General features: G+C 72.5%; 24 protein-coding genes. 7 read left to right on the forward strand and 17 right to left on the reverse strand.

All coding sequences use genetic code 11. The features are described 5' to 3' along the window. Positions 1 to 116: 116 nt before the first annotated feature. From ACYVD5_RS18740 to ACYVD5_RS18790, 11 genes are all read right to left on the reverse strand, one after another. A complete protein-coding gene (locus tag ACYVD5_RS18740) occupies positions 117 to 956 on the reverse strand; it encodes a glutamate ABC transporter substrate-binding protein (protein ID WP_461002373.1) in 840 nt (279 codons plus the stop codon). Positions 957 to 1,015: 59 nt separating this feature from the next. Then, positions 1,016 to 2,509 carry a hypothetical protein gene (locus ACYVD5_RS18745; RefSeq protein ID WP_461002374.1) on the reverse strand — a complete coding sequence of 498 codons (1,494 nt, stop codon included), beginning with the start codon at positions 2,507 to 2,509 and terminating at the stop codon, positions 1,016 to 1,018. Between the two features lie 9 nt (positions 2,510 to 2,518). Further along, positions 2,519 to 3,280 (reverse strand): FHA domain-containing protein, encoded by a 762-nt coding sequence (locus ACYVD5_RS18750; RefSeq protein ID WP_461002375.1) that lies wholly within the window; start codon positions 3,278 to 3,280, stop codon positions 2,519 to 2,521. Positions 3,281 to 3,299: 19 nt separating this feature from the next. Continuing rightward, entirely contained in the window at positions 3,300 to 4,622 is a 1,323-nt protein-coding gene (locus ACYVD5_RS18755; RefSeq protein ID WP_461002376.1) for a vWA domain-containing protein, read from the reverse strand. Then, positions 4,619 to 5,803, reverse strand: a complete 1,185-nt coding sequence (locus ACYVD5_RS18760) for a PP2C family protein-serine/threonine phosphatase (protein WP_461002377.1) — start codon at positions 5,801 to 5,803, stop codon at positions 4,619 to 4,621. The genes ACYVD5_RS18755 and ACYVD5_RS18760 overlap by 4 nt, the downstream gene beginning before the upstream one ends. 192 nt (positions 5,804 to 5,995) lie before the next feature. Then, positions 5,996 to 8,383: a serine/threonine-protein kinase gene (locus ACYVD5_RS18765; RefSeq protein ID WP_461002378.1), complete on the reverse strand. Its 2,388-nt coding sequence runs from the start codon at positions 8,381 to 8,383 to the stop codon at positions 5,996 to 5,998. 452 nt (positions 8,384 to 8,835) lie between these two features. After that, positions 8,836 to 9,522, reverse strand: a complete 687-nt coding sequence (locus ACYVD5_RS18770) for a response regulator (protein ID WP_461002379.1) — start codon at positions 9,520 to 9,522, stop codon at positions 8,836 to 8,838. A 120-nt stretch (positions 9,523 to 9,642) separates the two neighbouring features. Further along, on the reverse strand, positions 9,643 to 10,944 hold the full coding sequence (locus ACYVD5_RS18775) for a sensor histidine kinase (protein ID WP_461002380.1): 1,302 nt from the start codon (positions 10,942 to 10,944) through the stop codon (positions 9,643 to 9,645). Between the two features lie 150 nt (positions 10,945 to 11,094). Further along, entirely contained in the window at positions 11,095 to 11,679 is a 585-nt protein-coding gene (locus tag ACYVD5_RS18780; protein WP_461002381.1) for an HdeD family acid-resistance protein, read from the reverse strand. Between the two features lie 198 nt (positions 11,680 to 11,877). Continuing rightward, a complete protein-coding gene (locus ACYVD5_RS18785; RefSeq protein WP_461002382.1) occupies positions 11,878 to 13,167 on the reverse strand; it encodes a citrate synthase in 1,290 nt (429 codons plus the stop codon). A gap of 319 nt (positions 13,168 to 13,486) precedes the next feature. Next, positions 13,487 to 14,005, reverse strand: coding sequence for a methyltransferase family protein (locus ACYVD5_RS18790; protein ID WP_461002383.1), 519 nt, complete (start codon positions 14,003 to 14,005; stop codon positions 13,487 to 13,489). A 259-nt stretch (positions 14,006 to 14,264) separates the two neighbouring features. Between ACYVD5_RS18790 and ACYVD5_RS18795 the strand changes: the two genes are divergently transcribed. After that, the gene (locus ACYVD5_RS18795; RefSeq protein WP_461002384.1) at positions 14,265 to 15,104 is read left to right on the forward strand and encodes a TetR/AcrR family transcriptional regulator; all 840 of its coding nucleotides are present in this window, start codon (positions 14,265 to 14,267) and stop codon (positions 15,102 to 15,104) included. Between the two features lie 37 nt (positions 15,105 to 15,141). Here ACYVD5_RS18795 and ACYVD5_RS18800 read toward each other — a convergent pair whose 3' ends face one another. Further along, positions 15,142 to 15,927 carry a TetR/AcrR family transcriptional regulator gene (locus tag ACYVD5_RS18800; RefSeq protein WP_461002385.1) on the reverse strand — a complete coding sequence of 262 codons (786 nt, stop codon included), beginning with the start codon at positions 15,925 to 15,927 and terminating at the stop codon, positions 15,142 to 15,144. A 346-nt stretch (positions 15,928 to 16,273) separates the two neighbouring features. On the opposite strand from ACYVD5_RS18800, the gene ACYVD5_RS18805 reads away from it, so the two are divergent. Next, positions 16,274 to 17,428 (forward strand): acyl-CoA dehydrogenase family protein, encoded by a 1,155-nt coding sequence (locus ACYVD5_RS18805; RefSeq protein WP_461002386.1) that lies wholly within the window; start codon positions 16,274 to 16,276, stop codon positions 17,426 to 17,428. A gap of 87 nt (positions 17,429 to 17,515) precedes the next feature. Here the strand turns inward: ACYVD5_RS18805 and ACYVD5_RS18810 are convergent, their stop codons facing one another. Next, positions 17,516 to 18,478, reverse strand: a complete 963-nt coding sequence (locus ACYVD5_RS18810; protein ID WP_461002387.1) for a GlxA family transcriptional regulator — start codon at positions 18,476 to 18,478, stop codon at positions 17,516 to 17,518. 303 nt (positions 18,479 to 18,781) lie between these two features. Between ACYVD5_RS18810 and ACYVD5_RS18815 the strand changes: the two genes are divergently transcribed. Together ACYVD5_RS18815 and ACYVD5_RS18820 are read left to right on the forward strand one after the other, a co-directional pair. Further along, entirely contained in the window at positions 18,782 to 18,946 is a 165-nt protein-coding gene (locus ACYVD5_RS18815) for a hypothetical protein (RefSeq protein ID WP_461002388.1), read from the forward strand. Between the two features lie 36 nt (positions 18,947 to 18,982). Continuing rightward, positions 18,983 to 19,411, forward strand: a complete 429-nt coding sequence (locus ACYVD5_RS18820; protein WP_461002389.1) for a DUF6010 family protein — start codon at positions 18,983 to 18,985, stop codon at positions 19,409 to 19,411. 60 nt (positions 19,412 to 19,471) lie between these two features. Here the strand turns inward: ACYVD5_RS18820 and ACYVD5_RS18825 are convergent, their stop codons facing one another. Next, positions 19,472 to 19,918 (reverse strand): pyridoxamine 5'-phosphate oxidase family protein, encoded by a 447-nt coding sequence (locus ACYVD5_RS18825; protein ID WP_461002390.1) that lies wholly within the window; start codon positions 19,916 to 19,918, stop codon positions 19,472 to 19,474. 63 nt (positions 19,919 to 19,981) lie between these two features. After that, a complete protein-coding gene (locus ACYVD5_RS18830) occupies positions 19,982 to 20,842 on the reverse strand; it encodes an NAD(P)H-binding protein (protein ID WP_461002391.1) in 861 nt (286 codons plus the stop codon). An 81-nt stretch (positions 20,843 to 20,923) separates the two neighbouring features. Here ACYVD5_RS18830 and ACYVD5_RS18835 point away from each other — a divergent pair, with 81 nt between their 5' ends. Further along, positions 20,924 to 21,952 carry an AraC family transcriptional regulator gene (locus ACYVD5_RS18835; RefSeq protein ID WP_461002392.1) on the forward strand — a complete coding sequence of 343 codons (1,029 nt, stop codon included), beginning with the start codon at positions 20,924 to 20,926 and terminating at the stop codon, positions 21,950 to 21,952. 39 nt (positions 21,953 to 21,991) lie between these two features. Here the strand turns inward: ACYVD5_RS18835 and ACYVD5_RS18840 are convergent, their stop codons facing one another. Continuing rightward, positions 21,992 to 22,507 (reverse strand): TIGR03668 family PPOX class F420-dependent oxidoreductase, encoded by a 516-nt coding sequence (locus ACYVD5_RS18840; RefSeq protein WP_461002393.1) that lies wholly within the window; start codon positions 22,505 to 22,507, stop codon positions 21,992 to 21,994. Positions 22,508 to 22,544: 37 nt separating this feature from the next. Continuing rightward, positions 22,545 to 24,401, reverse strand: coding sequence for a serine/threonine-protein kinase (locus ACYVD5_RS18845; protein ID WP_461002394.1), 1,857 nt, complete (start codon positions 24,399 to 24,401; stop codon positions 22,545 to 22,547). Between the two features lie 334 nt (positions 24,402 to 24,735). Between ACYVD5_RS18845 and ACYVD5_RS18850 the strand changes: the two genes are divergently transcribed. Then, entirely contained in the window at positions 24,736 to 25,134 is a 399-nt protein-coding gene (locus tag ACYVD5_RS18850; protein ID WP_461002395.1) for a TFIIB-type zinc ribbon-containing protein, read from the forward strand. A gap of 167 nt (positions 25,135 to 25,301) precedes the next feature. Continuing rightward, on the forward strand, positions 25,302 to 25,943 hold the full coding sequence (locus ACYVD5_RS18855; RefSeq protein WP_461002396.1) for an AAA family ATPase: 642 nt from the start codon (positions 25,302 to 25,304) through the stop codon (positions 25,941 to 25,943). Positions 25,944 to 26,040: the final 97 nt, after the last annotated feature.

The raw sequence follows: 26,040 nt of genomic DNA on the forward strand, positions 1-26,040 counted from the left end.
CCGGATGCCCCGATGCCGCCACTCGGCGGCGGCGCCCGCCCGCGGGCAGCCCTGCGAGGCGCCCCGGCGATGCTCTCACCCGGCCGCCCGACGGGCCGCCCGGGCCGGCTCCCGCCTCAGCCGCACCCCTCGTACTGGGGCACGCTGGTGTTGACGTCCAGGCCGGTGTCGCCGAACCACTTGCGCAGCAGCCACGCCGCCGTCCCGTTCTGGTACATGCGGGTGATGGCCCGGTTGACCGCCTCGCAGCCGCCGATGTCCCACTTGGCGATCCCCACGCCGTACTTCTCGTTGGTGAACGGTGCGTTGACCAGCCGGAACGAATCCGGGGAGGCCTCCAGGTAGCCGGCCAGAATGAGGTCGTCGGTGGAGACCGCGTCGATCTCGCCGTCGGCGAGCAGTTCGATGCAGGCGCTGTAGTCGGGGCGCTCGACAACGGTGGCGCCGACATCGACCTCCTCGGTCACCCGGTCGCCGGAGTTCGACCCGGCGCCCTGGCACAGCCGCTTGCCCGCCAGGTCCGAGACGTTGTCGACCGAGGCGTCGCCCGCGCGGACCAGGATGTCCTGGTGGGCCACGTAGTAGGGGCCGCCGAACGCGACAACGGTCTTGCGCAGCTGGGTGACGGAGTAGCTGGCCAGTATCAGGTCGACCTTGCCGTCCTGCAGCGCCTGCTCGCGTTCCTCCGAGGTGACCCCGACGAACTCCACGTTGCCGCGCTCCACACCCAGGTGGTCGGCGATGTAGAGGGCCACGTCCACTTCAAAGCCCGCATGGTCGCCGTCGCCGGTCCGCAGCCCCAGGCCGGGCTGGTCGGTCTTGATACCGATGCGGAGCTGCTGCGCGTCCGCGATCGAGATTCTCCCGGCGGCGTCGGTGCAGCCCGCACCCGCCGCGAGCACCACTGCCAGCGCCGCCGCGGTCGCAGCGGCGCGGGCCTTTCGGACCGGTCCCATCGGCGTTCGCCTCCTGTCCCTCCCCCGGCCGTGCCCGCCCCCGGGCCTTGCGCGCCCCGCTACCGGTACTCCGCCAACCGCGGGCGCACGCCCAGCACCAGCAGCGCCGCAAACGCCAGGCAGCCCGCCGTGAGCGCCGTGTCCCAGCCCAGCAGCCCGTCCTCGGCTTCGGCGACGGCCGAGTCGAAGGTGTTGGAGTGCAGCGCGGTGAGCCGGACCAGCGACCGCTCGTACTGGCCGAACAGGTCCTCCACGGAGTCCTCGCCGGACATGTGGGCGTCGACGGCCGCCTCGATGTCACCGTCGGCCGCCAGTTCGCGCATCTCCTGGTCGGCGCGCAGGAAAGCCGTGTAGGTCTGCAGGGTGCGCTGCTGGGCCTCCTCCCTGCCTTCGATCCCGCCGGTGTGCACCTCCTGGCCGAGCAGGCCGAGCACCTGACCGGGGTAGTCGGTGTGGTCGCGGACGGCGTCGGCGACCTCGGCGGTGTAGGAGTCCAGGTCGCCCGGTGGCCGCCCCTGTTCGGGGACCAGGAACAGCACGGTCTTCGCGTCGTCCAGGAAGTTCTGCTCGTAGGCGTGGGCACGGGTGGGATCCATCAGCCACCGGCTCTGGTCGGCGTTCATGCCGGTGCTGATGGCCCGCGCCCGCGACAGCGCGAGCATCGAGTCGAGCCCTTCCTCCTTTGCGGTGCGCAGCAGCGCCGACTGCTGTTCCAGCGTCGAGACCGTGCCCAGGCCCAGCAGGAGCACGCCCGCGGTCGCCGCCGCCAGCGGCAGGTTGTAGCGGCGCCGGAACCGGTTGCGCAGGAACAGCTGGAGCCACAGCAGCGCGCCGGACAGCGCCGCGGTTGCGGCCGCGACCAGGGCCAGTCCCTGCGACGCCGCCGCGCTCTTCTCCTCGTAGGTGCTGCGCACGGTGGCGCCGCTATCCAGGGTCAGGTTGTAGGCCTTGGGCAGCAGGTCGCGCTGCATCACTTCGGCGGCCCGCCGGTACAGCTCGACGACCTCGTCCGATGGCTGCCCCGCCGGTCCGCTCTGCTCGTCGTTGAGCAGGCGCGCCTCGGCCGCCAGCCGCTCGTAGGTGTTCACCCCGTCCATGACGGCGCGGACGTTCAGTTCCTCGACCCTGTCGCCCTCGGCGAGCTGGGCGGCGTGCAGCAGCGCCCGGTTGGCGTCGGCGCGGCGCTGCTCGTAGCGGACCATGGCGGCTTCGCGGCCGTCTCCCAGCGAGTGCTGCGAACCCATCAGCAGCACGTTGGCCATCTGGGCGTCCATGTCGCTCAGCGCGAAGTACAGGTCGGCGGTCGCCACCACTTTGGGGCCTTCGCCGCCGCCGATCACCTCCAGGCCCTCGCGGGCGCTGGACAGCGCCGTCTGGGCGGTGGCGAACAGCAGCCCGGTCAGCACCAGGCACAGGGTGCTCAGCAGCCACACGCGCTCGCGGGTACCGGGCCGTGTCACCCACGAAGGCAGGCCCATCCGGTGGCGCGCCCGGTCGGCGGCCGTGGTGGCCAACCGGTCGGCGATCTCGGGGCGGTCGGAGCTGTGCTTCACCAACTGCGCTCACCCCCGCTGCCGGTGCAGGGTGATGACGGTCCAGGCGCCGACGTAGATCCGGTCGGCATCGTGCAGCCGCACCTCCGTGTCGCGGGCGATCGGGTGGTCGGTCCCGTTGACGGTGGTGCCGTTGGCGGACCCTTCGTCCACGAGCGACCACGCGCCGCCCGGCCGGGCGAGCAGCATCGCGTGCGTGTGTGAGACGGCCGGGTCCGCGGGCGGTCCGGCCAGGTCGATCTCGGGGTGGATGCCGCGGGAGGTGCTGCGCCGCCCGATGCGCACGCGCGGCCGGTTCAGCGGCACCCGGCGCTGCGGCGCGTGCGCCGGGAAGGCGATGGCGGCGGTGTCGAGCACACCGCGGTCGGCCATGGCCTGGTAGAAGGCGGGGTCGGCGGCGACGATCGCCCACCAGGTGGCCGTGTCGTCCGCGGCGCCGGTGCCCGTCCCGCCGGCCGCGTGCTCCGGGCGCGCGCCGGGGAGCGCCGGGTCGGCCGCGGCGGGCACGTCCGGCGCCAACGGGACCGGCGACGCCTCGGTCCGGTCGGCGGCGGCGAAGTCGTGCCCGCAGACCTCGCAGAAGCGGCCTACGCGTTCGGCGGCGCAGTCGGGGCACCGCTCGTCGGGAACGGGGCGGGCAGCGGACGCGGTGCCGGCGGCGTGCTGCGGGAAGCCGGTGCGCAGTCCGGTCGGCGGGGTGGGAATGGACAGCCCGCAGATGTCGCAGTTGGTGTAGGCGGACGAGCGGTGTCCCCGCGGACACGTGGGCATGGTCGCCCCCTCCTCGCTTTCACACGGCCCCCGGTTCGCGGTCGCCCGCACGTGTTCGCACGGTTCTGGTCGAGTGGGTGTCCAGGGTCATCTCGTCGGCGCGGGAGACCTCGGGCCGCAGCCGCACCGTCCCCGTGGCCGCGTCGACGACCTCGACGACCCGGTGCAGCAGCTCGGCGGTGGCCGCGTGGCGGGACCGGTGGGCCAGCGCCACCGCACGCCCGAGCCGGGCGGTGGCCGTGTCGTCGTCGCCGTCGCGCCGCGCGCGCAGCCCCTCCTGCACGGCGCGGCACAGTTCGGTCTGGCCCGTGTAGTGGGCCACCACCGGGTCGATGCGGGCGGTCCGGTCGGGGTCGGCGGTCCATTCGGCGAGGATGTCGCCGCGGGCGCCGGGCTGCTCGGGGGTGCCGGGCGCGACCGGCCGCACCCGCGCCGCTCGCATCCGCCGCCCGGCGGCGCCCGGCGGCACCCGCAGGTGCAGGTGGTAGGCGCGGCTTTCGGCGCCCCACGCCCCGGTGGGGAACTCGCAGCTGAGCGGCCCGGCCGGGGTGCGCCGCGGCGTGAGGTCGCACACGCCGGGATCGACCTGCACCAGCGAGGCCACCGCAGCACCGCGGGGAGTCCACAGCCGCAGCGTTACATCGGCGACGGCCTTGGCCATGGCGGCGCGGGCCGCGGCGCGGAAATCCGCGGCCAGCTCAGCGGGGTCGGTGACGATCCCGACGGTGCCGAGCATGGCTTCGGCGATCCGGCGCAGTTCGCCCACGTCCACGTCGGTGCCCACGCCCCGGCAGTCGCAGACGAACCGGCCCGCCAGCGTTTTCAGCACCGGGTCGAACACGCCGGGGTGCTCGTTGTTGCGGCCGTCGGTGAGCAGGATGGCGTGCTTGAGGGTGCCGGGGTCCAGTCGCGCGAACAGCTCGCCGGCCGTGTTCAGCCATGCGCCCAGCCGGGTGCCGCCCGCTGGGGCGAGGCCGTCGACGGCGGCGCGCGCCTCGGCCCGGGTGCGTTCGCAGACGCAGGCCAGGCCGGGTTCGGCCGGGTAGACGACTCGGGCGGTGCCTGCGCCGGCCACGACCGCGAAGCCGACCCCGTCGTGGAGGGTGTCGACCGCGGCGCAGGCGGCCCGCTTGGCCGCGGCCAGTTTCTCGCCGTACATCGACCCCGAGGTGTCGACGATGACGATCTCCGCCGCGGGCGCGGGCCCCGCCGCGGCGCCGGGGGGCGGCCGGGCGGTGACGCGCACGATGGCGTGCACGTCGCCACCGCCCGGGGGCAGGCAAGGGTTCTGGTCGATGTGGACGGCAAAGTCCGGCGCTGCGCCGGCGTCCTGCGCGGTCACGGCACCTCCCCTGCTGCGGGCGGGCCGGGTACGTCGACCAGCACGGCGGTCACGTTGTCGTGGCCGCCGTGCCGCAGCGCATAGCGGATGCAGGCGCGCGCCGCGGCGAGCGGGTCGGGGCCGCAGCTGCGGATGAGCGCGGCGATCTCCAGCGGGTCGGGCAGGTGGTTCCACAGCCCGTCGCTGCACAACACGAGCGTGCCGGCGCCGCCGGGGTCGAAGGCGGCGACCTGTCCGGCTGCGCCGCCGTAGTCGGCGCCGAGCCAGGCGGTCAGGGCGTGGGCCCGCGGCGAACGCGCGGCCTCCTGCGGGCTCAGCACGTTCATCGCGACCATGGCCTCTCTCCACGAGTCGTCGCGGGTGAGCAGCGCCGATGGCGCGGCCGCCGACTGGCCGGACACCCAGTAGGCGCGGCTGTCGCCGGCCCAGGCCAGCCCGATCGGGCCGCCGGCGGCGGGCACCGCGGCGGCCAGGAAGGTGCAGGCGGGCGCACTGGTGGCGGAGTCGGCCAGTGCGGACACGGCGCGGCCCGCCCGGCGCAGGGCCGCGCCGGCCGCCTCGGTGGTGCCGACGCCGTCCCGCAGGGACTCGGCCAGTGCCGCCGCCCCGGCGTCGGCCGCTGCGGCGGATGCCGCGGCGGGGCGAGGCGAGGACGACACCCCGTCGCAGACGATGGCGGCGACGGCGGACGCGGGCGCGGGCGCGGGTACGGGTGCGGCGGGGCGCGTAGCAGCACCGGCGGCGGTGCGGGCAGAGCCGGCGGTGCCATCTGCAGGGGGCACGGTACGCAGCGCCATTGCGTCCTCGTTGTGTTCGTGGCGCAGCCCCCGGTCGCTCACTCCGGCGGCGGGGCCCAGCCGGAGTTCGGTGTGGTCGCCGGGTGCGCTGCGGCGCAGCCCGCACTCGCCGCAGAATCCCGCGGTCACCGGCCCGCCGCAGCGCGCGCACGGCGCGTCGGCGCCGCTGAGCGGAGTCGGCGCGACCGGTGCGGCCGGTGCGGTCTCCGTCCGGGACCCGGGCGGGTAACCGCGGTCGCCGTTGCCGGTACCGCGCAGGCTGCAGCCGCAGCGCTCGCAGAAAGCGTCCCCCGCGGCCACTGTTTCACCGCACACCGGGCAGGTCAGCACGCCGGCCTCGCCTCCCCTCTGCCACCGCTGCCACCGCCGCCGCAAGGCCGCCATTGGCACGCTCGGTCCGCCGCGGACCGCCGCGGACGCCTGCAGGCCCCGCTGTCCCACCCCGGGTGCCGGTCGGCGCTTCGCCCCGCCGCGTGCCGTTGGCTTCGGTTCCCCCGCGTACTCCCCCGTTGGACGCACTACCCGTACCGGGCGGTGCGGCTAACGCGTGCGGAGGCGCCGCGGCGGAGCGGGCGGTCATAGCAGTGTCCTCGGGCGTACCGCGTTGGCGCGGTCGACGAGTTCGCGGCGCCGGGGGCTGTCGGTGGTCATCCGGGCGCGTTCGCGGTAGCTGCGTTCCAGGTTGGCGCGCAGGCCCTCCTCGGTCAGCGGGGCGTCGAGCAGCCGGATGCCCGCGCCGTTGGCGGCGGGGTCGCCGGCGGACGGCTGCGGGCCGCATCCGGCCAGCACCCAGTCCAGCGCGGTGCGCAGCACCCGCGCCTTGAGCCGGTCGGCGGCCTCGCCGCGCAGGCCCAGTCTGTCCAGGCGCGCCTCCGCGTCCAGGAACACCGACTCCGATACTTCGCGGGGGTCGCGGTCGGTCACCAGCACGCTCACCGCCGCCATCTGCGCGGCGATGTAGACACTGGACAGCTCCGGCACCCGGTCCAGCTCCCGCACCGCGCCTGCGGGGTCGCCGCGGGCCAGGCGGATGCGGGCCAGGCCGAAGCCCGCGCTGACATAGGAGCGGTCGGTGGCCCACACGGTCCGGTAGAGCTGTTCGGCGCCGTCGGGGTCGCCGGTCAGTTCGCAGGCGGCCGCAAGGCCGAGCTTGGGTGCGGCCTCGCCGGGCACCTGGTCGAAGAGTTGCTCGAAGCGTTGCCGGGCGTCGTGGCACCCGCCCACGCCCAGCACCATGACCGCCCAGTACCAGAACGGCCGCCAGTCGTCGGGCGCCTCGGTGCCGAAGGCCCGGAGCTGGACTACCGCCTCGTCGCGGCGCTCCAACCCGATCAGGGCGCGCGCCAGCATCAGCCGTGTTTCCGGTGTGGGGTCGGTGTCGCCTTCCAGCGCCGCCGCCAGGTCTTCGTCGGGTAGTGCCGCGAGCCCGGTGAGCTGGGCCGCCGCCGGGTCGGCGGGGTCGATCAGCGGAAACGGGAGCGCGGCGGCGACGCGTTCGGGGGCGGGCGGGCCCAGCAGCCGGTCGGTCTCGTCGACCACCCGGACCAGGTTGCCCGAGCTGAACAGGGGGCGCTCGGCGCCGAACAGCGCCGACTGGGCCGGGTGCGGGCGGCCGCGCAGCTCCGAGAGCACTTCGCGCAGCACCCCGGTGAGCTGGTCGGCCATCTCGGCGGCGTCCTGGAACCGCAGCTGCGGTTCCTCCTGCAGGGCGCGGCGCAGCAGCCGGTCGTAGGAGGGGAAACGGTTCAGCACCGGCACGCTGCCGGCGTCGGGCAGGGAGTGCTCGTAGGTGCCGGTGAAGTCGAAGCGGAAGCTGAGCACGGCCAGGCAGCGCGCCACGGAGTACAGGTCGGAGCTGATCGAGGGGCCCCGCTCGCGCAGCTCCTGTTCGGGGACCCGGTAGCCGAGCGTCGTGTAGACGGGGCTTACAAGGTCGTCGATACGCCGCACCGCGCCCACGTCGATGAGTTTGATCTGCTCCTCGCTCTGGATGACGTTGTCGGGTTTGAAGTCGCAGTACAGCAGGCCTTTGCTGTGCAGATGGCCCAGTGCGCGCAGCGCTTCCAACCCGTAGGCGATCACCTGGTCCACCGGCAGCCCCGCGGAGCCGCACTCGCTCGAACGCTGTTCGACCAGCAGGGCGCGCAGCGACTTGCCGCCGACGTACTCCATGACGATGTGGCCGGCCGGTACGCCGGTGCGCGGGTCGGGGTGCTGCACGAAGTTGTAGATCTTGACGACGTTGGGGTGCTCCACCTCGGCCAGGACCCCGCGTTCGGCGGCGGCGGTCTTGTGCGCCTCGGCGTCGCCGACGTTGAGCAGGCCTTTGAGCACCACCCACCGGTCGTTGACGTTGTGGTCGCGGGCGAGGTAGATCCAGCCGAGCCCGCCGTGGGCAAGGCAGCCCAGCACCTCGTACTGGCCGGCGACCAGGTCGCCGGGCGCGAGTTTGGGGGTGAAGGAGAACTCGGTGCGGCAGGAGGGGCAGTAGCCCTCGGTGACCCCGGGCCGGCCGTTGAGGGAGCGGCCCACGGTGCCGCCGCAGTGGCCGCAGAGCCGGTTCTTCTCGGCGACGACCGGGTTGGTGAGCACGGCGCTGGCGGGGTCGAGGTAGGGCACCTGCGGCACCTCGACCATGCCCAGGCCCAGCAACCCGCGCGAGGAGGGCGCTCCGGGGCCGGCGCCGGAGCTCGCCCGGGGGACCGAGGGTGCCGACAGCCGCGGTGTGCTGAGACCGGTCATGCGCCCGGGCCCCGAGGCTTCGCCGCCGCCATCCGGAGCGGGCGGCGGCACACCATCCGGGGCGGCGTGCGGCACCGGGGTGCGCGGGGCCACTTGCGAGAGGGCGGGCGCGTCGCGCGGCGCCGGCACGATCTGCTTGGAGATCGTCGGCGCCATCCCGCACTCGTTGCAGTAGCCCTCGTCGATCACACCTGTGCAGTCGGCCTCGGTGCACTCGGTCATCGGCACGCTCCGCAGGGCTGGTCGGCGCGGTTCGGCGGGGTTCGTGTTCGGCACAGTGGTGCCCCACCGCACAGGCGGCAGCCGGCTGCGCCGCTGTACCCCTGCGGCGGAGGCAACGGTCTTCGCTTCCGAGTCTTACCCCGTTACGGACCCTCCACAAGGGAATCGGGAATCGGCGACCGTCTCTGGCCGGTAATGGGTGCGTCACCGCGTGGTGAGTTACCATGCCGGGCGCTGTGACCGCCGCGAGTCGCGCGGTGCGCCGAGCCGAACAGACGCGCACGGCTGCGCGCGCGCCGGCTCACCCCAGGCGAAGCGGCGATCGGGCCGCCCGCGTGGGCCGGGGTGGGCGCGTGTGCGGCCGAACCGCCGCGGGCCGGGCGAGTGGGCGGATGGCGCGCAGCCGATTACGGACGCTCACAAATGGGGCACTTCTCTACAGAAGCGGGATTTCAGCCGAGCCAGCCCGGCCGCACCATCCCGGTCTCGTAGGCGATGACCACCAACTGGGCGCGGTCGCGCGCCCCCAATTTGGTCAACACCCGGCTGACGTGCGTCTTCGCGGTGGCAGGGCTGAGGGTCAACCGCCGGGCCAACTCCTCGTTGGACAGGCCGGCGGCAACCTCGGCCATGACCTCGCGCTCGCGTTCGGTGAGGGAGTTCAGCCGCGGCGACGGCGGCGGCTCCTTGATTCGGCCGGCGAACTCGCTGATGAGGCGGCGGGTGACCGAGGGCGCCAGCAGCGCGTCGCCCCGGGCGACCACCCGCACGCCGTGGATCAGCTCGGCGGGTTCGGTGTCCTTGACCAGGAACCCGCCGGCGCCGGCCTTGAGCGCGCCGTAGACGTACTCGTCAAGGTCGAACGTTGTCAGGATGACGACCTTGACCCCGCGCAGCCGCTCGTCGGCGGCGATGCGCAGGGTGGCCTCCAAGCCGTCGAGGACGGGCATGCGGATATCCATCAGCACCACGTCGGGGCGCTCGGCCAGTGCGGCCCGCACCGCCTCTTCGCCGTTGCCCGCCTCGGCGACGACCGAGATGTCGTCCTCGCCTTCCAGCATCGAGCGGAATCCGGCCCGCACCAGTGTCTGGTCGTCGGCGAGCACCACCCTGGTTGTGCGCGCATCCGGTTCGCTCATGCGCCCGCCTCCTCGCCGCGGCCCCCGGCCACTCGTCCCTTTCTTACCAGTCCGAACCGCCGCCGTACGCTGCGCGGACGGCTCCGGGGCAGAACAGGGGCAAAGAGGCCGGGTGGCACCTCAGTCCGGAGTGGTGGTGGCACGGTCCCCGGCGGCGGGCAGCGGGAAGGCGGCGCGTACGGCGAAACCGGCACCGTCGGCGCGCGGCCCGGCGCTGCACGTACCGCCGACGGCGATGGCGCGTTCGCGCATCCCGCGCAGGCCGTTGCCTTCGGGCGGCGCACCGGGACCGGTGGCGGGACCGTCGTCGGTCACGGCCACGCCCAGCTCCGCGTCGCCGTAGACCACCGACACCCCGGCGTCGGCCGCACCGGAGTGCCGCAGCGCGTTGGTCAGGGCCTCCTGGACGATGCGGTAGGCGGCGAGGTCCACCGCTGCGGGCAATGGCCCCGGGGTGCCGGTGATCTCCAGCCGCACCGGCAATCCGGCTGCCGCGGTCTGCTCGGTCAGCTCCGCGACCCGCGCCAGTGACGGGGCGGGGGCGACGGGCGCGCCGGCGCCGTCGTCGGCCTGGCGCAGCACCCCCAGCGTCGAACGCAGTTCGCGCAAGGTGTTGCGGCTGGCGTCCTTGATGTGGCCGAGTGCGGCGAAGGCGGCTTCGGGGTCGTCGCGGCGGTGCGCGGCGGCGCCCGCCTGCACGTTGATCAGCGAGATGCTGTGCGCGATCACGTCGTGCAGCTCGCGGGCGATGCGCAGCCGCTCTTCGGTTGCGCGGCGGCGGGCCTCCTCCTCGCGGGTGCGTTCGGCCTCGGCGGCGCGGCGCTGCACCTCGCGCACGTAGGCGCGGTGGCTGCGGGCGATCTCGCCGGCCAGCAGCACCACCAGGGCCCAGGCCAGCACCGACAGCGTCCGCCACAGGTCGAACGCGATCGCCTCGCCGATGGTGGCGACCGCCAGCAGCGCCGCGGTGGCGATGGCGGCGGCCGCCCGGTTGCCGGTGGCGCCCAGCCGCACCACGCTCACCGCGAACGGCAGCCACGCCGCCCAGGAGTCGGCGACGCTCGTCATGTAGTACAGCGGCGTGCACCCCCCGATCACCGCTGCGGCGGTGCGGGGGAACCGCGTCAGCGCCGCGACCGCGGCGGTGCCGACCATCAGCACCGCGAGCCCGGGTTCGATGCCGTCCACTGAGTAGGCCACGGCGTAGCCGCCCAAGGCGAGCGCCGCGGCCAGGATCACGTCGGTGAGGCGGGCCGGGATCCGCAGGCGCCCGATCAGCAGGCTCCCCTCGCCCGCCGGCGCCTCGGTGCGTGTTCGCAGGGCGGCCAGGCCGCGCCGGATCACCGGCCGCACTCCGCGGCCGGCCCCCGCACCGCCGCCGCGCGGACCGCGCTCGCCGCCGGCAGGCATCTCAGGCCCCATCCCCCCATTCAACTACGCGCCCGCCGCACAGCGGCAGGCCGCACTTTGGCCAGGGTGGACCACGGCCGCGGCCGGCCGCATCGGCCGCCGGATGCAGCCGTGCCTGCGACTCGGGATGTAGGGCGTGTCCGGAGTGTTCGGCGGGCCGCCTCAGGCCGGTGCCGAGCCCGAACCGGGGCCGGTCCCGCTCGGGCCTGCGGTGCCGGCGCGGGCCACGCCGCGCAGGCGGATGCTCAGCGCGATCAGCGCCGCACCGAAGATGATGGCGTAGGCGCCGATGGCGAAGGACATGGCGACCGCGCCGCCGAACGGCACGATCCAGATGACCAGGCCGAATGCAACGGACAGGGCTCCGCTGAAGATATAGAGCCATTCGCCGCTCAGCTCGCTGCGCAGCCGGTAGGCGGTGAGGATCTCGAAGCCGCCGGTGACGATCGCCCATAGGCCCAGCAGCACGGTCAGCACGATCACGGTGGCCAGCGGCCAAGCGAGCACGATCAGTCCGACCACCACGCCCAGGACGGCCTCCCAGATCAGCGGCGGGCGGTCGCTTCCCTCAGCGCGCATCGCGGCCCAGCCGGCGAACACCCCGTCGACGAGGGCGTAAACCCCGAAGACGGTCGCCAGCGCGATCGCCGTGATGCCCGGCCACAGGAGGGCGACGAGCCCGAAGACGATCGCCGCGGCCCCGCGCACGGCCAGGACCCACCAGTGCTGTGCCAGGTAGTCGAGCATGTCTCCCCCGATCGATCGACCATTGCTGGGGCCTTGCCCGCGGGCGGGCGCGCTGATGGTCGCGGGGGCGGAATTATTACCTGCACTGGAGCAAGCCGATACCCGGCGGCTGCGGGTACCGGCTCGCCCGGGAAAGCCGGCGGCGGCGACGGCGCCGCGGGGGTGCTGTCGCCGCCGCGTAGGGTCGGCGGGGCCTGCTCAGCCGTTGTAGGAGCGCTGCGCGGGGCCGACGTAGAGCTGGCGCGGGCGCGCGATCCGGGCCGCGGGGTCGAGGCGCTGCTCGCGCCAGTGGGCGATCCACCCGGGCAGCCGGCCCAGGGCGAACAGCACAGTGAACATGGAGGTGGGAAAGCCCATGGCCCGGTAGATGACGCCGCTGTAGAAGTCGACGTTGGGGTAGAGCTTGCGGTCGGTGAAGTAGGGGTCGGCCAGGGCGCGGCCCTCCAGCCGCAGCGCCAGCTCGAACAGTTCGTCGGGCTGCTCCTGGCGGTCCAGGATCTGAGCGGCCAGCTCCTTGATCTCCTTGCTGCGGGGATCGAAGTTCTTGTAGACGCGGTGCCCGAACCCCATCAGGCGGGTGTGGCTCTCCTTGTCCTTGACCTTGGCCAGGTAGGAGTCGACGTCGCCGCCGATGCCGCGGATCTCTTCGAGCATCTCCAGTACGGCCTGGTTGGCGCCGCCGTGCAGCGGGCCGAACAGGGCGTTGATGCCGGCGGAGACGCTGCCGTACAGGCTGGCCTGCGAGGATCCCACCACGCGCACGGTGGCGGTGGAGCAGTTCTGCTCGTGGTCGGCGTGCAGGACCAGCAGCAGGTCCATGGCCTTGGCGTAGAGGTCGTCGAGTTCGGGGGTGCCGGTGCGCCCGCCGAAGGTCATGCGCAGGAAGTCCTCGACGTAGCCGAGGTTGTGGTCGGGCTCCAGGGGCTCTTCGCCGGCGGAGTTGCGGAAGATGCGGGCGGCGACCGCGGGGAGCTGCGCCAGCAGCAGCGTGGTGGCGCGGTCGACCTGCGCGGAGTCGCCGGGGTCGGTGGTGTCGGCGTAGAACGCGGCCATGGCGTTGACGGCGGAGCCCAGCAGGACCATGGGGTGGCCCTCGCGCGGAAGGGCGTCGATCATGGCCCGCATCCCGGCGGGCAGCGCGGCATTGGCGCGGAGCTGCTCGGAGAAGTCCTTGAGCTCTCCGGGGCTGGGAAGTTCGCCATGGATCAGGAGGTGGGCGACCTCCAGGAAGGAACTCTGCTCGGCGAGCTCCTGAATGGGATAGCCGCGATAGCGGAGGATCCCCGCTTCGCCGTCGATGTAGGTGATCGTGGATTCGCACGCCGCGGTGTTGGCGAACCCGGGATCGAGGGTGACCATGCCTGCTTGGGCCAGCAGAGTCTTGGCCTCGAAGGCGGATTCGCCCTCGGTGCCGGTGAGCAGCGGCAGGGTGTGCGTCCCACCTTCGTACCGCAGCTCTACCGCGCGCTCCTTGCCGTCTTCGCTCATGCCTGAGCAACCTTTCCAGGCGGGGATGCGGGGGATCAGGGAAAGCCGCCGTCCCGGCTCGATCATGTCTTGCGTTCAGTTCTTATTAAACTCCAGTGAAGCAAAACAGTACAATTGTCGCGCATTGGCGAACCGGTGACATGGGACACACCCTAAAGCGGGCGAATACTTTCCCTATCGGCAAAGAAATGCTGTTTTTCACACCTTTGATGAGTGTAACTGTTCACAGATCGGACACACTGCCGCCCCCCGCAAAGACACGCCGCCCGCCCCGACCACACCCGCTCCCGGCCCCCGCTACCCCGGAAAGCCGGCCCGCCTACCGCGCCGCCGTGCGGGACGGGGACCACGGGCGCAGCCGCGGCAGCCACGCTGGGACGTTGCGGCGGTACTCGGCGAACTCCGCACCGAAGGAACGCCGCATCATCGGTTCCTCGAAGAAGCGGACACCCAAGGCGGCGGCCGTCCAGCAGACCAGCGTCCACACCAGCACGCCGACCGAAGCGAACAGCAGCGCCTCCCCGATGAGCACGCCCACCAGCGCCACGTACATGGGGTTTCGCACGTAGCGGTGGAAGCCGTCCACCACCAGGTGCTCGGTCGGCGCGAGAGGCGCGGGCGTGCCCAGCGCGGCGGCGAACCTCGTGAAGGCGTGCACGCACACGAACAGCCCCGCGCAGATCAGCAGGGCCCCGGCGACCTGGGCCGCCTCCCAGTAGGGCAGCGGCCGGCTCAGCTCCCATCCGGTGATCAGCCACGGGATGATCCCGACCACCGTGCCCGGCGCCACCGCGAAGAACACCGCACTGCCCGCGGCGGCCGACTTTCGACTACGCATCGTTCCAACTCCTTGTCCGCTTCCGACCCCCGAGCCTCCGGACTTCCGGGGTCCGGACTTTCTCGGCCTTCAGGGCTTTCCTTCGTGCCCAGCCCACTGGGGCCGTCCGGTCGTCCGGTCGTCTGCTGCCGCATCCGAACGGCACCGCGGCCCGCACCGGCGTTTCAGCAGCGCTTCAGCAGCGCTTCGCGCAATCAGCGTGAGCCACTACCGAACAAATATCTGGAACGATTCCATATGTACAGTAGTATCGAGTTCCATGATGGGTGAGCGCACTGGCTACAACACACCGCAGGTACCGCCCGGCCTCGTCGACGCGGCCCTGGCCGCCGCGCGCGAACGCGGGCAGGATGTTGCCGAGGTCCCGCTGACGGCCGTCGCCGCAGCGGCCAACGTCTCCCGCAGCACGCTGCTGCGGCGGCTCGGCGGCACCCGCGCCCCGCTGGACGCCGCCGTGCTGGCCTCCGGGGTCGACCCCGGAGGCCGCCCGCCGGTGCGCGAACGCGCGGTCGCCGCCGCCGCGCAGATCATCGGCGACCACGGCTTGGGCGCGGTGACCCTGGATGCGGTCGCCGCTGCCGCCAAGTGCTCCGTGCCCAGTCTGCACACCGTCTTCCAGGGCCGCGACGGCCTGCTGGCCGCGGTCTTCGAGCGCTACGGGCCGGTGGCCGACATCGAAGAGATCGCCCAACATCCGCCGGTGCGCTTCGAGGACGCCGTCAGGAACATCCACCGCGCCGTCATCGACGCTTTCAGCCGGGAACCGCGGGTGCTGCCCGCGATCATCGCCGATATGCTCGGCCGCCCCGACGGCCCGGGATCACGCCTGCTGCAGACGGCGATGCCGCGCATGCTGGAAAACTTCGGCAGCCTGTTCGCGGCCGAAATCGCGGCCGGGCGCGTGCGACCGCTGCCGCTGCCCGTCCTCATCCAGATGCTGATCGGCCCGACCGCGGTGCACATGATGGCGCGTCCCGCGATGGAGCGGGCGCTCGACCCGGGGCTGCCCTCGGCCGACGCGGCCTGTGCGATGTTCGCCGACGGGTTCCTGCGCTCCATCGCCGCCGATCCCGGCGGGGACGGCGGGGACGGCGGCTGATCGGCACGCCGCAGGGCGCCCGCGGCACCGGTCCGGCTCAGCGCTCTCCGGGCTCCAACGCTGCGCGCACGCGGGCCAGCACGTCCTCGCCGGAGACCTCGGCCCCATAGACCGCCACCAGCACCGACTCCCCTCCGCGGCCGCCGCCTTCTGCCGGCGCAGTGGCGGCACCCGCCCCGCTGTCCACGCCGGCGCCCGGACCCGCAACGGCGGCGCCGGGATCGCTCAGCAGAGCGCCCAGCGAGTCGCTCACAAACGCCATCGCCTCGTCGAACCGCCGCCAGGGCACCGGCTCCTCCGGGGCGTGCAGCCACGACCGCAGCACATGGTTGTGGGCGGCGATGACCGACGCCGCCAGCGCCTCTCCCGCCAGCGCGCGCGGCCCCGCTGTCTCACCGCGGGTTAGGAAGCGGCTGAAAGCGGTCTGGTACCGGGCGGTCATGGCGATCTCCCGGTCGCGCAGCCGGGGGACGGCGCGCACCAGGCGGAACCGGGGCACTGTGACCGCCGGTGAGCGCACGTAGGCCTGGAAGACCATCCGCGCGGCCGAGCGGACGGTGGCCGCCGGCTCGTCGTCGGGCGCCGCCTCCAGGAAGCGCTCGATGGTCTCGAACAGGTCGTCGTGTTCGGCAAAGAGGATGTCCTCCTTGGAGCCGAAGTGCCGGAAGAGGCTGCGCCGGCTCATGCCTGCTGCGGCGGCGATGTCGTCCATGGTCGTGGCTTCGTAGCCCGACTCGGTGAACAGCCCTACCGCGACCGCCACCACCGCGCTGCGTGCAGGTGCGTGCCCACGGCCAGTCTCGCCGTCCGTGCTATCAGCCAACTCGGCCCTCTCCTCCGCTTCCGCGCCGGTCCCGCGACGACCCGCGACTCTCCGTGTCCGGTGTCGAGTATCCGCGCTCTTTCCCACTGCCGCACACACGCCGTACCATGACATTCAACGGGGTGGCACTATATGCCACACTTGGACACGCAGTGCCAGATTCAACCAATGCCAATGCAGTGCCAGCAGTGCCAGCAGTGTTAGCGGTGCCAACGGTGCAGGTAGTGGCCGAAACAGGTCAGCGCGACGCACGCGGTGCATGCGGCGGTGCATGCGAGTGCCGGAACCGCCTCCAGTGGCGGGCCGGAGGCCGGAACCGAGCAACCAGGAAGGGCGGGCAGCGGCGATGAGCGACTTCGACCTATTCAGCATCAGCGAGGACCACCAGGAACTGCGCGAGGCGGTACGCGCCGTCGCCGACGACAAGATCGCGCCGCACGCGGCCGAGGTCGACGAACGCGCCGAGTTCCCCAAGGCCGCCCACGACGCCCTGGTCGCCACCGACTTCCACGCCGCACACATCCCCGAGGCCTACGGCGGCGCCGGTGCCGATGCGCTCGCGACCTGCATCATCATCGAAGAGGTTGCGCGCGCCTGCGCGTCGTCCTCGCTGATCCCGGCGGTGAACAAGCTCGGCACCATGCCGCTGATCCTGGGCGCTTCCGAGGACGTCAAGCAGCGCTACCTCACCCCCGTCGCCCAGGGCGAGGCGATGTTCTCCTACGGCCTGTCCGAGCGCGAGGCCGGCTCCGACACGGCCAACATGCGCACCCGCGCCGAGGCGGACGGCGACGGCTGGATCCTCAACGGGCAGAAGTCCTGGATCACCAACGCGGGTGTCAGCAGGTACTACACGGTCATGGCGGTCACCGACCCCGACGGCAAGCGCGGCGCCAACATCAGCGCGTTCGTGGTGCACGCCGACGATCCCGGGTTCACCATCAGCGAGCCCGAACGCAAGCTCGGCATCAAGGGCTCACCCACTCGCGAGCTCTACTTCGACAACGTGCGCATCCCCGGCGACCGGCTCGTGGGCGGGGTCGGCGAGGGCCTGAAGATCGCGCTGCGCACGCTCGACCACACCCGGGTCACCATCGGCGCCCAGGCGGTGGGCATCGCCCAGGGGGCGCTCGACCACGCGGTGGCCTACGCCAAGGAGCGCAAGCAGTTCGGCAGCGCCATCGCCGACTTCCAGGGCATCCAGTTCATGCTCGCCGACATGGCCATGAAGCTGGAAACCTCGCGCCAGCTGGTCTATACCGCCGCGGCCAAGTCCGAACGCAACGACCCTGACCTCCCGTTCTTCGGCGCCGCCGCCAAGTGCCACGCCTCGGACGCGGCCATGGAGATCACCACCGACGCCGTGCAGCTCCTCGGCGGAGCCGGCTACGTCAAGGACTTCCCGGTGGAACGCATGATGCGCGACGCCAAAATCACCCAGATCTACGAGGGCACCAACCAGATCCAGCGCCTGGTAATGGCCCGACAGCTGCTCAAGTAGCCGCCGGAAAGGACGCGGGACCTCTGGACCGCGGAAACACGGCGGCGCTGTCCCGGCCGGCAGCTGGCAGGGCCGGGCGCGCCGCCCTCACTCGGGTTGGGGTAAGCCGCGCGAGCCGAAGGTGCGCCGGTAGGCATGGGGGCTGACACCGGTCGTCTTTTTGAAGCGGTCGCGGAAAGCGGTGGCCGAGCCGAAGCCGACCTGGGTACCGATGCGCTCGACCGAATGGCAGGTGGTTTCCAGCAGGTGCTGCGCGCGCCGGATACGTGTGTGGTGCAGCCACTGCAGCGGTGTGGTGCCGGTCTGCTCACGGAAACGGCGAATCAGAGTACGGGTGCTCATACCGGCGCGGGCGGAGATGCCGTCCAGGGTGATGGTGTCGGCGAGGTTCTCCCGGAGCCAGTCGAGGACGGGCTCCAGCTCCGAGCCGTGCGGGGTCGGCGGCCCCTCGTGCAGAATGAACTGGGCTTGGCCGCCCTCGCGTTCCAGCGGCGTGACCGATAGGCGGGCGGCGTCGGCGGCGACGGCCGAGCCGTAGTCGCGGCGGATCATGTGCAGGCACAGGTCCAGCCCGGCGGCGGCGCCCGCCGAGGTGAGGAATTGCCCGTTGTCGACGTAGAGGACGTTCGGGGCGACCTCCAAGCGCGGATGGGCGGCGGCCAGCCGGTCGGCGGCGACCCAGTGGGTGGTAACCCGTAGACCGTCCAGCAGTCCGGTGGCGGCGAGCAGGAATGCGCCCGTGCAGATCGACGCGATGCGCGTGCCGTCGGCGGCCGCCGCGCGCAGGGCGTCATGGACGGCGGCGGGCAGCGGGGCGGTGGGGTCGGCCGTCCCGGGCACGATGACCGTGTCGGCTCCGGCGAGGCCGTCCAGTCCCCAGGACGGGCGCAGCATGAACGTACCCGTGTCGACTTCCTGCCGGTCGCCGCATACCCGGATGCGATAGCCCGGGCGCTGGTCCGGCAGCCGGGTGCGGGTGAAGATCTCGATCGGCGCGGACAGATCGAATGGGATCACCTTGTCGAGGGCCAGGACGGCAACGGTGTGCATGGCGGAAATCTACCTGCCCGCCCCGGGTACCGGACGTGCGATGTCCTTTGTCTCAGCAGGCCAGAAGAGTTTCCGCGGGATGGCGTTTTTCCGTTGAAAACTGTCACCCGCGCCACTGGGAGCCGCCGCGCCCCGCACCTACCTTCGGCAGTGGCCCGGAGTCGAACCGGCCGCCTCCCTACGCGATGGACCGCCCATGCACGCTCGGATCACCCTGCCCGAAGGCTTCGACCCACTCGGCGCGATCGCCCCACCGCTCCATACGAGGTCCCGCACGCCGGAGACCCCGCATCCCGGCGCCCGGTGACCGGCCATGACGAAGCTTTTACCTCCCTGCACGTGCTGGCCGCCATCGTGGCCATCGGCCCGGTCACCGTCGCCACCACCAAGGCCGTCGCCCTCCTACCCGGGATGGGCGGCCTGCTCGCGGTGCACCGCCTGCGAGCCGCCGCCCCCGATAACCGATAGCCAACGGCCAATAGCCAACAACTCGGGAAACGGGCCATGGAATACCTGCCGTACATCGCACCGATCGGCGTCGGAATCGCCTACGCGCTGCTCATGTCCCTCATCCGCGAACCGCACCGGCGCCGCTTCAACGCGATCATGGTCGCCGGGGCCGGCGCCGCCTACCTCAGCGGTGGCGGCATGGGCGCATGGGAACTCGCCGCCACCGCGCTGATCACCTACGTCGCCTACCGCGGCCTCGACTCGTGGACGTTCATCGGCATCGCCTGGCTCCTGCACACCGCGTGGGACATCGTCCACCACATCCAAGGCGAGCCGATCCTGCCCTTCGCCCACGACTCCTCCTTGGGCTGCGCGATCTGCGACCCGGTCATCGCACTGTGGTGCTTCAGCGGCGGCCTGACCCCGCGCGAACTGCTCCACCGCTTCAAGCGCCCCGCCGAACCGCAGCACGCCCCCGGGTGAGTGGCAGCTGCGGACGTTTCCGCTCGCTTCACAACACGGGCGCGGGATGTGCCGCAGCGGTCAATTCACGAAGCGGCGCACGGTCTCCGGGTGGATGACGATGCGGACCTGGTCTTCAGCCAGCATCCCGGCGAGGTCCTCGGCGCGGCCCGGCTCGTCGGGGCCCCAGTAGCGAGCGGCCAGGCGGGTCACCAGGTCGTGGGCCCCGTCGGATTCCACCGTGACGGGACCGGCGACCGACAGCCAGCGCTCGCGTTCGCCCACCGGAGCGGCGACCACGATCGAGGCGCGGGGGTCGCGGCTCAGCCGCCGCACTTTGCGCGATTCCGGGCTCGTGAACAGCTGGATCGTGCCCTCGGCAGTGGCCTCGAACCACACTGGCCGGGGCTGCGGCGGTAGCGGCGCTGCGGCAACGGTCAGGAAACCGTGCAGGGGGCGGCGGAGGAACTGCAGGTCCTCGGTGGTCAGCGAACCGGCGCCGGTGCTCGGGCGGTTTGGCTCAGGCATGGCAAGTCCTTTCAACGGGTGGTGCGGTGCACAGAGCGGGAGCGCAAGGGTGCCGCCGCGCGGTCACCGCCGCCAGGCTCCCGCCGCCGCGGCCCGCAGGGCGTAGTCCTCGAAGGTCCGGGGCGCGCGCCCCAGCAGGGTGGCGATACCGTCCTCCGGTTCGGCGAGCAGGCCGCGTTCCATCAGCCCGAACATTTCGGTGATGTGGTGGGCGTCATCCTCGCTCAGGCCCTGCGCGACCAGCGCCGCGGTGTTCTCGGCGGCGGAAACCTGCTTGTAGGCGATGGGCAGCCCGGATGCCCGGGATATCAGCTCGACGGCCTCGGCGAAGGTCAGCGAGCGCGGCCCGGTCAGCTCGTAGATCCGCCCGGTGTGCCGGCCGGGCTCGGCCAGCACCGCGGCCGCCGCATCGGCGACGTCCTCCAGGTCGATGAAGGGCTCGGGGACCGCACCGGCCGGAAGCGACAGCTCCCCGGCGACCAGCGGGGCGTGGAAGGGGCCCTCGTCGAAGTTCTGGTTGAAGTTCGCCGGCCGCAGCACGGTCCAGTCCAGTGCCGAACCGCGCACGGCGTCCTCGGCCGAACGCATGTCCAGCCCGAACGCGGAGTCGCCCCAGGTGTCGGCGCCGTGCCCGGAGAGCAGGACCAGGTGCCGCACTCCGGCGGCCTCGGCGCGGGACACGAACCCGTGCACCGGCCCGGGCACGAACGGGGGCACCACATAGGCGCTGGTGATGCCCTCCAGGGCCGCGTCCCAGGTGCCGGGGTCGGACCAGTCGAAGGGGGTGGCGCTGGATCGGGAGGCGGCGCGCACCGGCGTGCCGCGCAGCCGCAACCGGGCGGCGACGCGCCGCCCGGTCTTACCCGTGGCGCCGAGGACGAGCGTGGTGGCGCCGGTGTTGGCGCTGTCGTTGTCGTTGCTCATGGCAGCGATTCAACGGCATCGGCTTGGACGAATCCATGGGTGAGAAGCCGGATCGCCTGTGTCATCGTCTAACCTCAGTGCATGGATGTGTTCAGCGACCTGATCCGCGGCGTGCGGGCCAACGGCTCCCTGTTCGGCAGTTCGACCCTGTCCCCGCCGTGGAACCTGCACTTTGTGGACGGCGCGCCGCTGACCCTGTGCACCGTGCTGTCCGGGGCGGGCTGGATCGTGCCGGAGGACCGCCCGCCCGAACCGCTCCGCAACCGCGACACGATCGTCGTACGCGGCCCCGCGACCTTCACATTCGTCGACGAAGTCGGCACCCGGGCCGAACCGATCGCGTGCGGCGAGCACTGCGCGGTGCCCGAGCAGGGCGGCACCCGGCACCGGCGCGGCTGGCACGACACCTGCGGCGGCACCGGCGCAGACGCGACAACGCTGATCGTCGGCGCCTACCCGGCGCGCAGCGAGATCAGCCGCCCGCTGCTGGAGGCACTACCCACCGTGCTGCGCGTCGGCGGCGGCGACACGGCCGACCCCGTCCTGGACCACCTCGCCGCCGAGGCCGCAGCCGACATCCCGGGCCAGCAGGCGGTGCTGGACCGGCTGCTGGACTGGCTGCTGGTCTGCACGCTGCGCGAGTGGTTCGACCGGCCCGGCGGCGACGCCCCCGCCTGGTGGGCCGCCCAGCGGGATCCGGTGGTCGGCGACGCACTGCACCTGCTGCACGCCGAACCCGCGGCACCGTGGACAGTGGCCGAACTGGCCGAACGCACCGGGGTGTCGCGTTCGACGCTGGCCAAAAGGTTCTCCGACCTGGTCGGAGAACCGCCGCTGACCTACCTCACCCGCTGGCGCATGACCCTCGCGGCCGACCTGCTGGTCGAGCGGGCGTCCGCGACCATCGCCGACGTCGCCCGCACCGTTGGCTACTCCGACCCGTTCGGATTCAGCGCCGCGTTCAAACGGGTCCGCGGCACCAACCCGAGCAATTTCCGCCGCGCCGCCACCGCGGGAGCCGCGGGAGCCGCGGGAGCCACCGGGAGCAATGGAGGCACCACCGCCGCTGCACTCGGCGGTGCGGCCCGGACCGTTGCCTCTTCCTCCTGACACCTCCGCACGCCGAACCGGCCGCCTGACGGCCTTTCGCTAGGCGAACGACCAACCCGACCAGCGGGTGATGTCGATGAGAATGACGGGGCCGCCCGGCGGTGTGTCGCGGTACTGGGAGTAGCGCTCCTGCAGGTGGCGGACCGCGGTGCGGTGTTCGGGCGGGGCGTCCTGGCTCTCGGTTCCGGGCTCGATGGTGCCGGCGCGGCCGTCCGCGCGCACCCACCACAACCGCTCCCAGTCCTCGGCGTACTCGTCGGCGAGCAGCGACACCTGCGGGTTGGCGGCGATGTTGGCCAGCCTGCGCACGCGAGTGGTGCGTTTGGGTTTGTGGTCGATGGCGATGACCACGGTGTCCGCGGTGCCGGCGGCACCGGTGTGCTGGCCGGCCCAGCCGCCTGCCCCTGTCCCCGAACCGGTGCCGGTGCCGGTGCCGGTGAGCAGGGCGAACGTTACCGGCACCAGGTGGGGCCGCCCTTCGGAGTCTGCGGTGGCCAGGCGGGCCACCCGAGCGCGGGCGAATCGCTCGCGGCACTGCTCGGTGTTCCAGCGCATGCTCCGACCCTGCCACGCGCGCCGCGGGCGCGGGTGGTCACTCGCCGGGGTCGAACGACTCGCCCACCTCGTCCAGGATCGCGCTGTTGCGGGCGAAGTTCTGTTCCGTGGTGACCAGGAACAGCGCGTATCCCGTCTCCTCGGTGTGGAAGGCCCGGTCGATGGCGTGCATGCGCGCGCCGCCCGATCCCCGGAAGGTGAACTCCCAGTCGGCGGCGCTGACGTAGTCGTCGGTGTAGGGCTCGCCGAGCGCCCGGATCTCCACCAATTCGTACTCGGGGAAGTTGGCGGAGAGCTTGGGTTCCTGGCGCTCCCAGTCGGCCAGGGCGTTGTCCTGCGGGTTCGGGGTCTGGTCGATCTGCAGGTAGCCCTCGTCGGGAATGTCGAAGATGACGCTGCGGCCGTCGTGGTGGTCGAACGTCCAGTTCTGCGGGATGTCGACGGTAAAGCCGGTGTTGGGGTCCTCGTAGTCCGTCATGTCGGGATCCGGCTCTGGTTGCTCCCCGTTGCCGTCGCCGCCTGCATCCCCCATGTCCTGCTGACCGTCCTGGGCCCCTTGGCCGTTTTGGCCGTTCTGGCCGCCCTGGCCCTCTGCCGCGCCGCCGTCCGCAGCCGCGCTCTCCTCCGGCGAGGGATCGGCGGTCATGTCGGACGAGGCGCCGGCGGTGCCGCCCTGGTCGGACATGCCGTTCTGGCTGCCCAGCCACATCACCAACCCCGCGACCAGGACCAGCGCCACCAGGCCGCCGAGGACCGCCAACGGCGTGTTCGAGCGCCTGCCGCCACCTGCGGCGGCGCCCATCGACGTGCCCGTGCCGGGGCCGGGCGGCATCGTACCGCCGCCGGCGTAGGCGGCACCGGTGTACTGGTTCGCGGGCGGTGCCGGCGCCGCGGAACCCGTCGGTCCCATCGGCTGCGGGGGTCCCGCCGACCCCGTCGGTCCGGTGGCCCCCGCTCCGCCGGACGCGGCCGGGCCCGAAACGGTCGCGGCGGGCGGGCCGGACCGGGCCGGCGGCTGCTGCACCGCGGTGGTCGACGGCTCCCGCTGCTGCGCATCCTGCTGCTGCGTGCCCTCGGCCGCCTCCTGGAGCAGGGCGACCGCCTCGTTGACCGAAGGCCGGTCCTGGGCGTCCTTCTGCAGGAGCCGCTCCAGCGCCGGAGCCAGCACCCCGGCCGCCTTCGGCTGCGGCACGTCGGCGGTGACGATCGCGGTCAGCGTGGCCATGGGCGTCGACCGGCTGAACGGCGTGCTGCCCTCGACCGCCTGGTAGAGCGTCACCCCCAGCGCCCAGATGTCGCTGGCCGGTTTGGCCGGATAGCCGTGCGCCTGCTCGGGCGCCAGGTAGCTCGGCGACCCTACGAGCAGCCCGGTGCTGGTGAGGTGGGTGGAGCCCTCCAGGTGGGCGATGCCGAAGTCGGTGAGGACCGCACGGTCGCCGCGGGCGATCAGTACGTTGCCCGGCTTGATGTCGCGGTGCACGATGCCGTGCTCGTGGGCCACCGCCAGCGCCCCCGCGACCTGCACACCGATCTTGGCGGCGCGCGCAGGGTCCATGCGCTCCTGCCGGACCAGGTCGCCCAGCGACGGTCCGCGCACCAGCTCCATGACGATCCAGGGCCGCTCGTCGATTTCGACCACGTCGAAGACGGTGATGATGGACGGGTGGCTGAGCTGGGCGGCGCTGCGCGCCTCCCGCAGCATCCGGGTGCGCAGGACCTCGACCTCGGCAGCGGGCAGCTGCGGCGAGATGGTCAGCTCCTTGATGGCGACGGGCCGGTCCAGGAGCTCGTCAACGCCCTCCCAGACCCGTCCCATCCCGCCTTCCCCGATCAACTCAGCGAGGCGGTAGCGACCGGACAGCAGGCGACCTTGCTCGCTGTTCTCATTCGTCATGGGTGGGGGTTCCTCGGGGTCGGTAATAGCGGCAACAAGGCGGGGGAGCGCCGTCAAGGCGAGTGTAGGAGCATGCGCCGGGCCCCAGGATCGCCGCATACCCCCCGCAGGGGGCGACTTCGGGCACGCCGCGCCGCAGCACGGTCGGCGGCTCGGTATACCGCGGCGGGCCGCGGACAGCGCACCGCGGTGTGCTCTGCGGCGACAACGCAGGGGGCGGCCCGGCCCACCCGCATCGGGCCTACGCAGGAGTGCTTGCGGGTGCGGTTACCGGGTCCGGACACAGGCGGGCGGGTTTTACCCGTACCACAGCCCGGGCCGCTATTCTTGTGGCGTGATATGCCCTAAGTGCCAAGGCCAGATGCAGACCTTTGACCGTATGGGGATCCACCTTGAGCAGTGCGCGAACTGCCGAGGCATCTTCCTTGACCGCGGTGAGCTTGAGCAGATCCTTTCCGCCGAGCAGCGCCACTACGGTGGTGCGCCGGGTGCGATGCCGGGTGCCCCCGTACCGCCCGCTGGGCCCGGTGGCTACCGCGACTCCCCCGCCCCCTACCGCGGCGGCGCTCCGCACGGCGGCCACCGCGACTCGCCCCGGCCCTATGGCGGCCACGGCGGCTATGGCGACTCCCCGCGGCCCTACGGGGGCCACGGCGGCGGCTACGGCGACTCCCCCCGCCCGTACGGCGGCCAGAAGCGGCGCAAGAGCTTCTTGGAGAACCTCTTCGACTAGCGGGTCCCGTCCCGCCTACTCGCGGCGGGACGGTGCCGCTGTCGGTTCCGCCGGCCGGTTCCACCGATCGGCCGCCCATGGCATGGCCCTGTCCGGCCATCGCACCATGGGGTGCACGTGGCGGCCGCCCTCGGCGGCGGCCGACGACCACAGGACCGGGGGCCAGTGTGAACCCGCTCATCTGCGCGCGCTGCGGCGAGCACACCGACCATCCTGCCGTTGAGACCGCCGGCTCCGCCGATACGGCAGGGCTGCCGGTCCTGCGCTGCGCCCGGTGCGACCACCGCGAGCCGTTCCAACGGCTTCCGCTGTTCTGCGTCACCGGCCCCAGCGGCACCGGAAAATCCACCATCGCGCGGCTGCTGCTGGAACAGCTGTCCGACCGGTTCGTGGTGCTGGAACAGGACCTGCTGTGGACCGGCGGCCTGCGCGACTCCGGCACCGAGCACCACCTGTTCCGCAGCACCTGGCTGCGCACAGCGGCGATGATCCAGCAGAACGGCCGCCCGGTGGTCCTGTGCGGGACCGTGGTGCCGCCGGAGTTCGAACAACTGCCGGAACGCGTGCTGTTCTCCGACGTGCATTACCTGGCGCTGATGGCCGACCCCGACATACTCGCCGAGCGGCTGCGCGCCCGGCCTGCGTGGCGCGAGTGGGACGAGCCTCGAATCGCCGAGATGCTCGACTACACCCGATGGGTGCAGGAGACCGCACACGAGATGGATCCGCCCGTGACCCTGCTCGACACCACCGACACCAAGCCCGCGGCCACCGCCGAAGAGGTCGCGGCCTGGGTCACCGGCCTGTAGTGCCACCCCGGCCAGTGCCGAGCGCGGACCGCGGGACCGGCCGAGCGCGCGACGAGCCGCCGCGGGTCCGCCGACCGCCGGCAGACCCGCCGGACCG

This window comes from Streptomonospora sediminis, from assembly GCF_054778995.1.

What these genes read in the sequence shown, in the direction of transcription:
- ACYVD5_RS18740 (WP_461002373.1), bottom strand. Translation starts at nt 956, where the DNA reads ATGGGACCGGTCCGAAAGGCCCGCGCCGCTGCGACCGCGGCGGCGCTG.
- ACYVD5_RS18750 (WP_461002375.1), bottom strand. Translation starts at nt 3,280, where the DNA reads ATGCCCACGTGTCCGCGGGGACACCGCTCGTCCGCCTACACCAACTGC.
- ACYVD5_RS18760 (WP_461002377.1), bottom strand. Translation starts at nt 5,803, where the DNA reads ATGGCGGCCTTGCGGCGGCGGTGGCAGCGGTGGCAGAGGGGAGGCGAG.
- ACYVD5_RS18765 (WP_461002378.1), bottom strand. Translation starts at nt 8,383, where the DNA reads ATGACCGAGTGCACCGAGGCCGACTGCACAGGTGTGATCGACGAGGGC.
- ACYVD5_RS18770 (WP_461002379.1), bottom strand. Translation starts at nt 9,522, where the DNA reads ATGAGCGAACCGGATGCGCGCACAACCAGGGTGGTGCTCGCCGACGAC.
- ACYVD5_RS18775 (WP_461002380.1), bottom strand. Translation starts at nt 10,944, where the DNA reads ATGGGGCCTGAGATGCCTGCCGGCGGCGAGCGCGGTCCGCGCGGCGGC.
- ACYVD5_RS18780 (WP_461002381.1), bottom strand. Translation starts at nt 11,679, where the DNA reads ATGCTCGACTACCTGGCACAGCACTGGTGGGTCCTGGCCGTGCGCGGG.
- ACYVD5_RS18785 (WP_461002382.1), bottom strand. Translation starts at nt 13,167, where the DNA reads ATGAGCGAAGACGGCAAGGAGCGCGCGGTAGAGCTGCGGTACGAAGGT.
- ACYVD5_RS18790 (WP_461002383.1), bottom strand. Translation starts at nt 14,005, where the DNA reads ATGCGTAGTCGAAAGTCGGCCGCCGCGGGCAGTGCGGTGTTCTTCGCG.
- ACYVD5_RS18795 (WP_461002384.1), top strand. Translation starts at nt 14,265, where the DNA reads ATGATGGGTGAGCGCACTGGCTACAACACACCGCAGGTACCGCCCGGC.
- ACYVD5_RS18805 (WP_461002386.1), top strand. Translation starts at nt 16,274, where the DNA reads ATGAGCGACTTCGACCTATTCAGCATCAGCGAGGACCACCAGGAACTG.
- ACYVD5_RS18810 (WP_461002387.1), bottom strand. Translation starts at nt 18,478, where the DNA reads ATGCACACCGTTGCCGTCCTGGCCCTCGACAAGGTGATCCCATTCGAT.
- ACYVD5_RS18820 (WP_461002389.1), top strand. Translation starts at nt 18,983, where the DNA reads ATGGAATACCTGCCGTACATCGCACCGATCGGCGTCGGAATCGCCTAC.
- ACYVD5_RS18825 (WP_461002390.1), bottom strand. Translation starts at nt 19,918, where the DNA reads ATGCCTGAGCCAAACCGCCCGAGCACCGGCGCCGGTTCGCTGACCACC.
- ACYVD5_RS18830 (WP_461002391.1), bottom strand. Translation starts at nt 20,842, where the DNA reads ATGAGCAACGACAACGACAGCGCCAACACCGGCGCCACCACGCTCGTC.
- ACYVD5_RS18835 (WP_461002392.1), top strand. Translation starts at nt 20,924, where the DNA reads ATGGATGTGTTCAGCGACCTGATCCGCGGCGTGCGGGCCAACGGCTCC.
- ACYVD5_RS18840 (WP_461002393.1), bottom strand. Translation starts at nt 22,507, where the DNA reads ATGCGCTGGAACACCGAGCAGTGCCGCGAGCGATTCGCCCGCGCTCGG.
- ACYVD5_RS18845 (WP_461002394.1), bottom strand. Translation starts at nt 24,401, where the DNA reads ATGACGAATGAGAACAGCGAGCAAGGTCGCCTGCTGTCCGGTCGCTAC.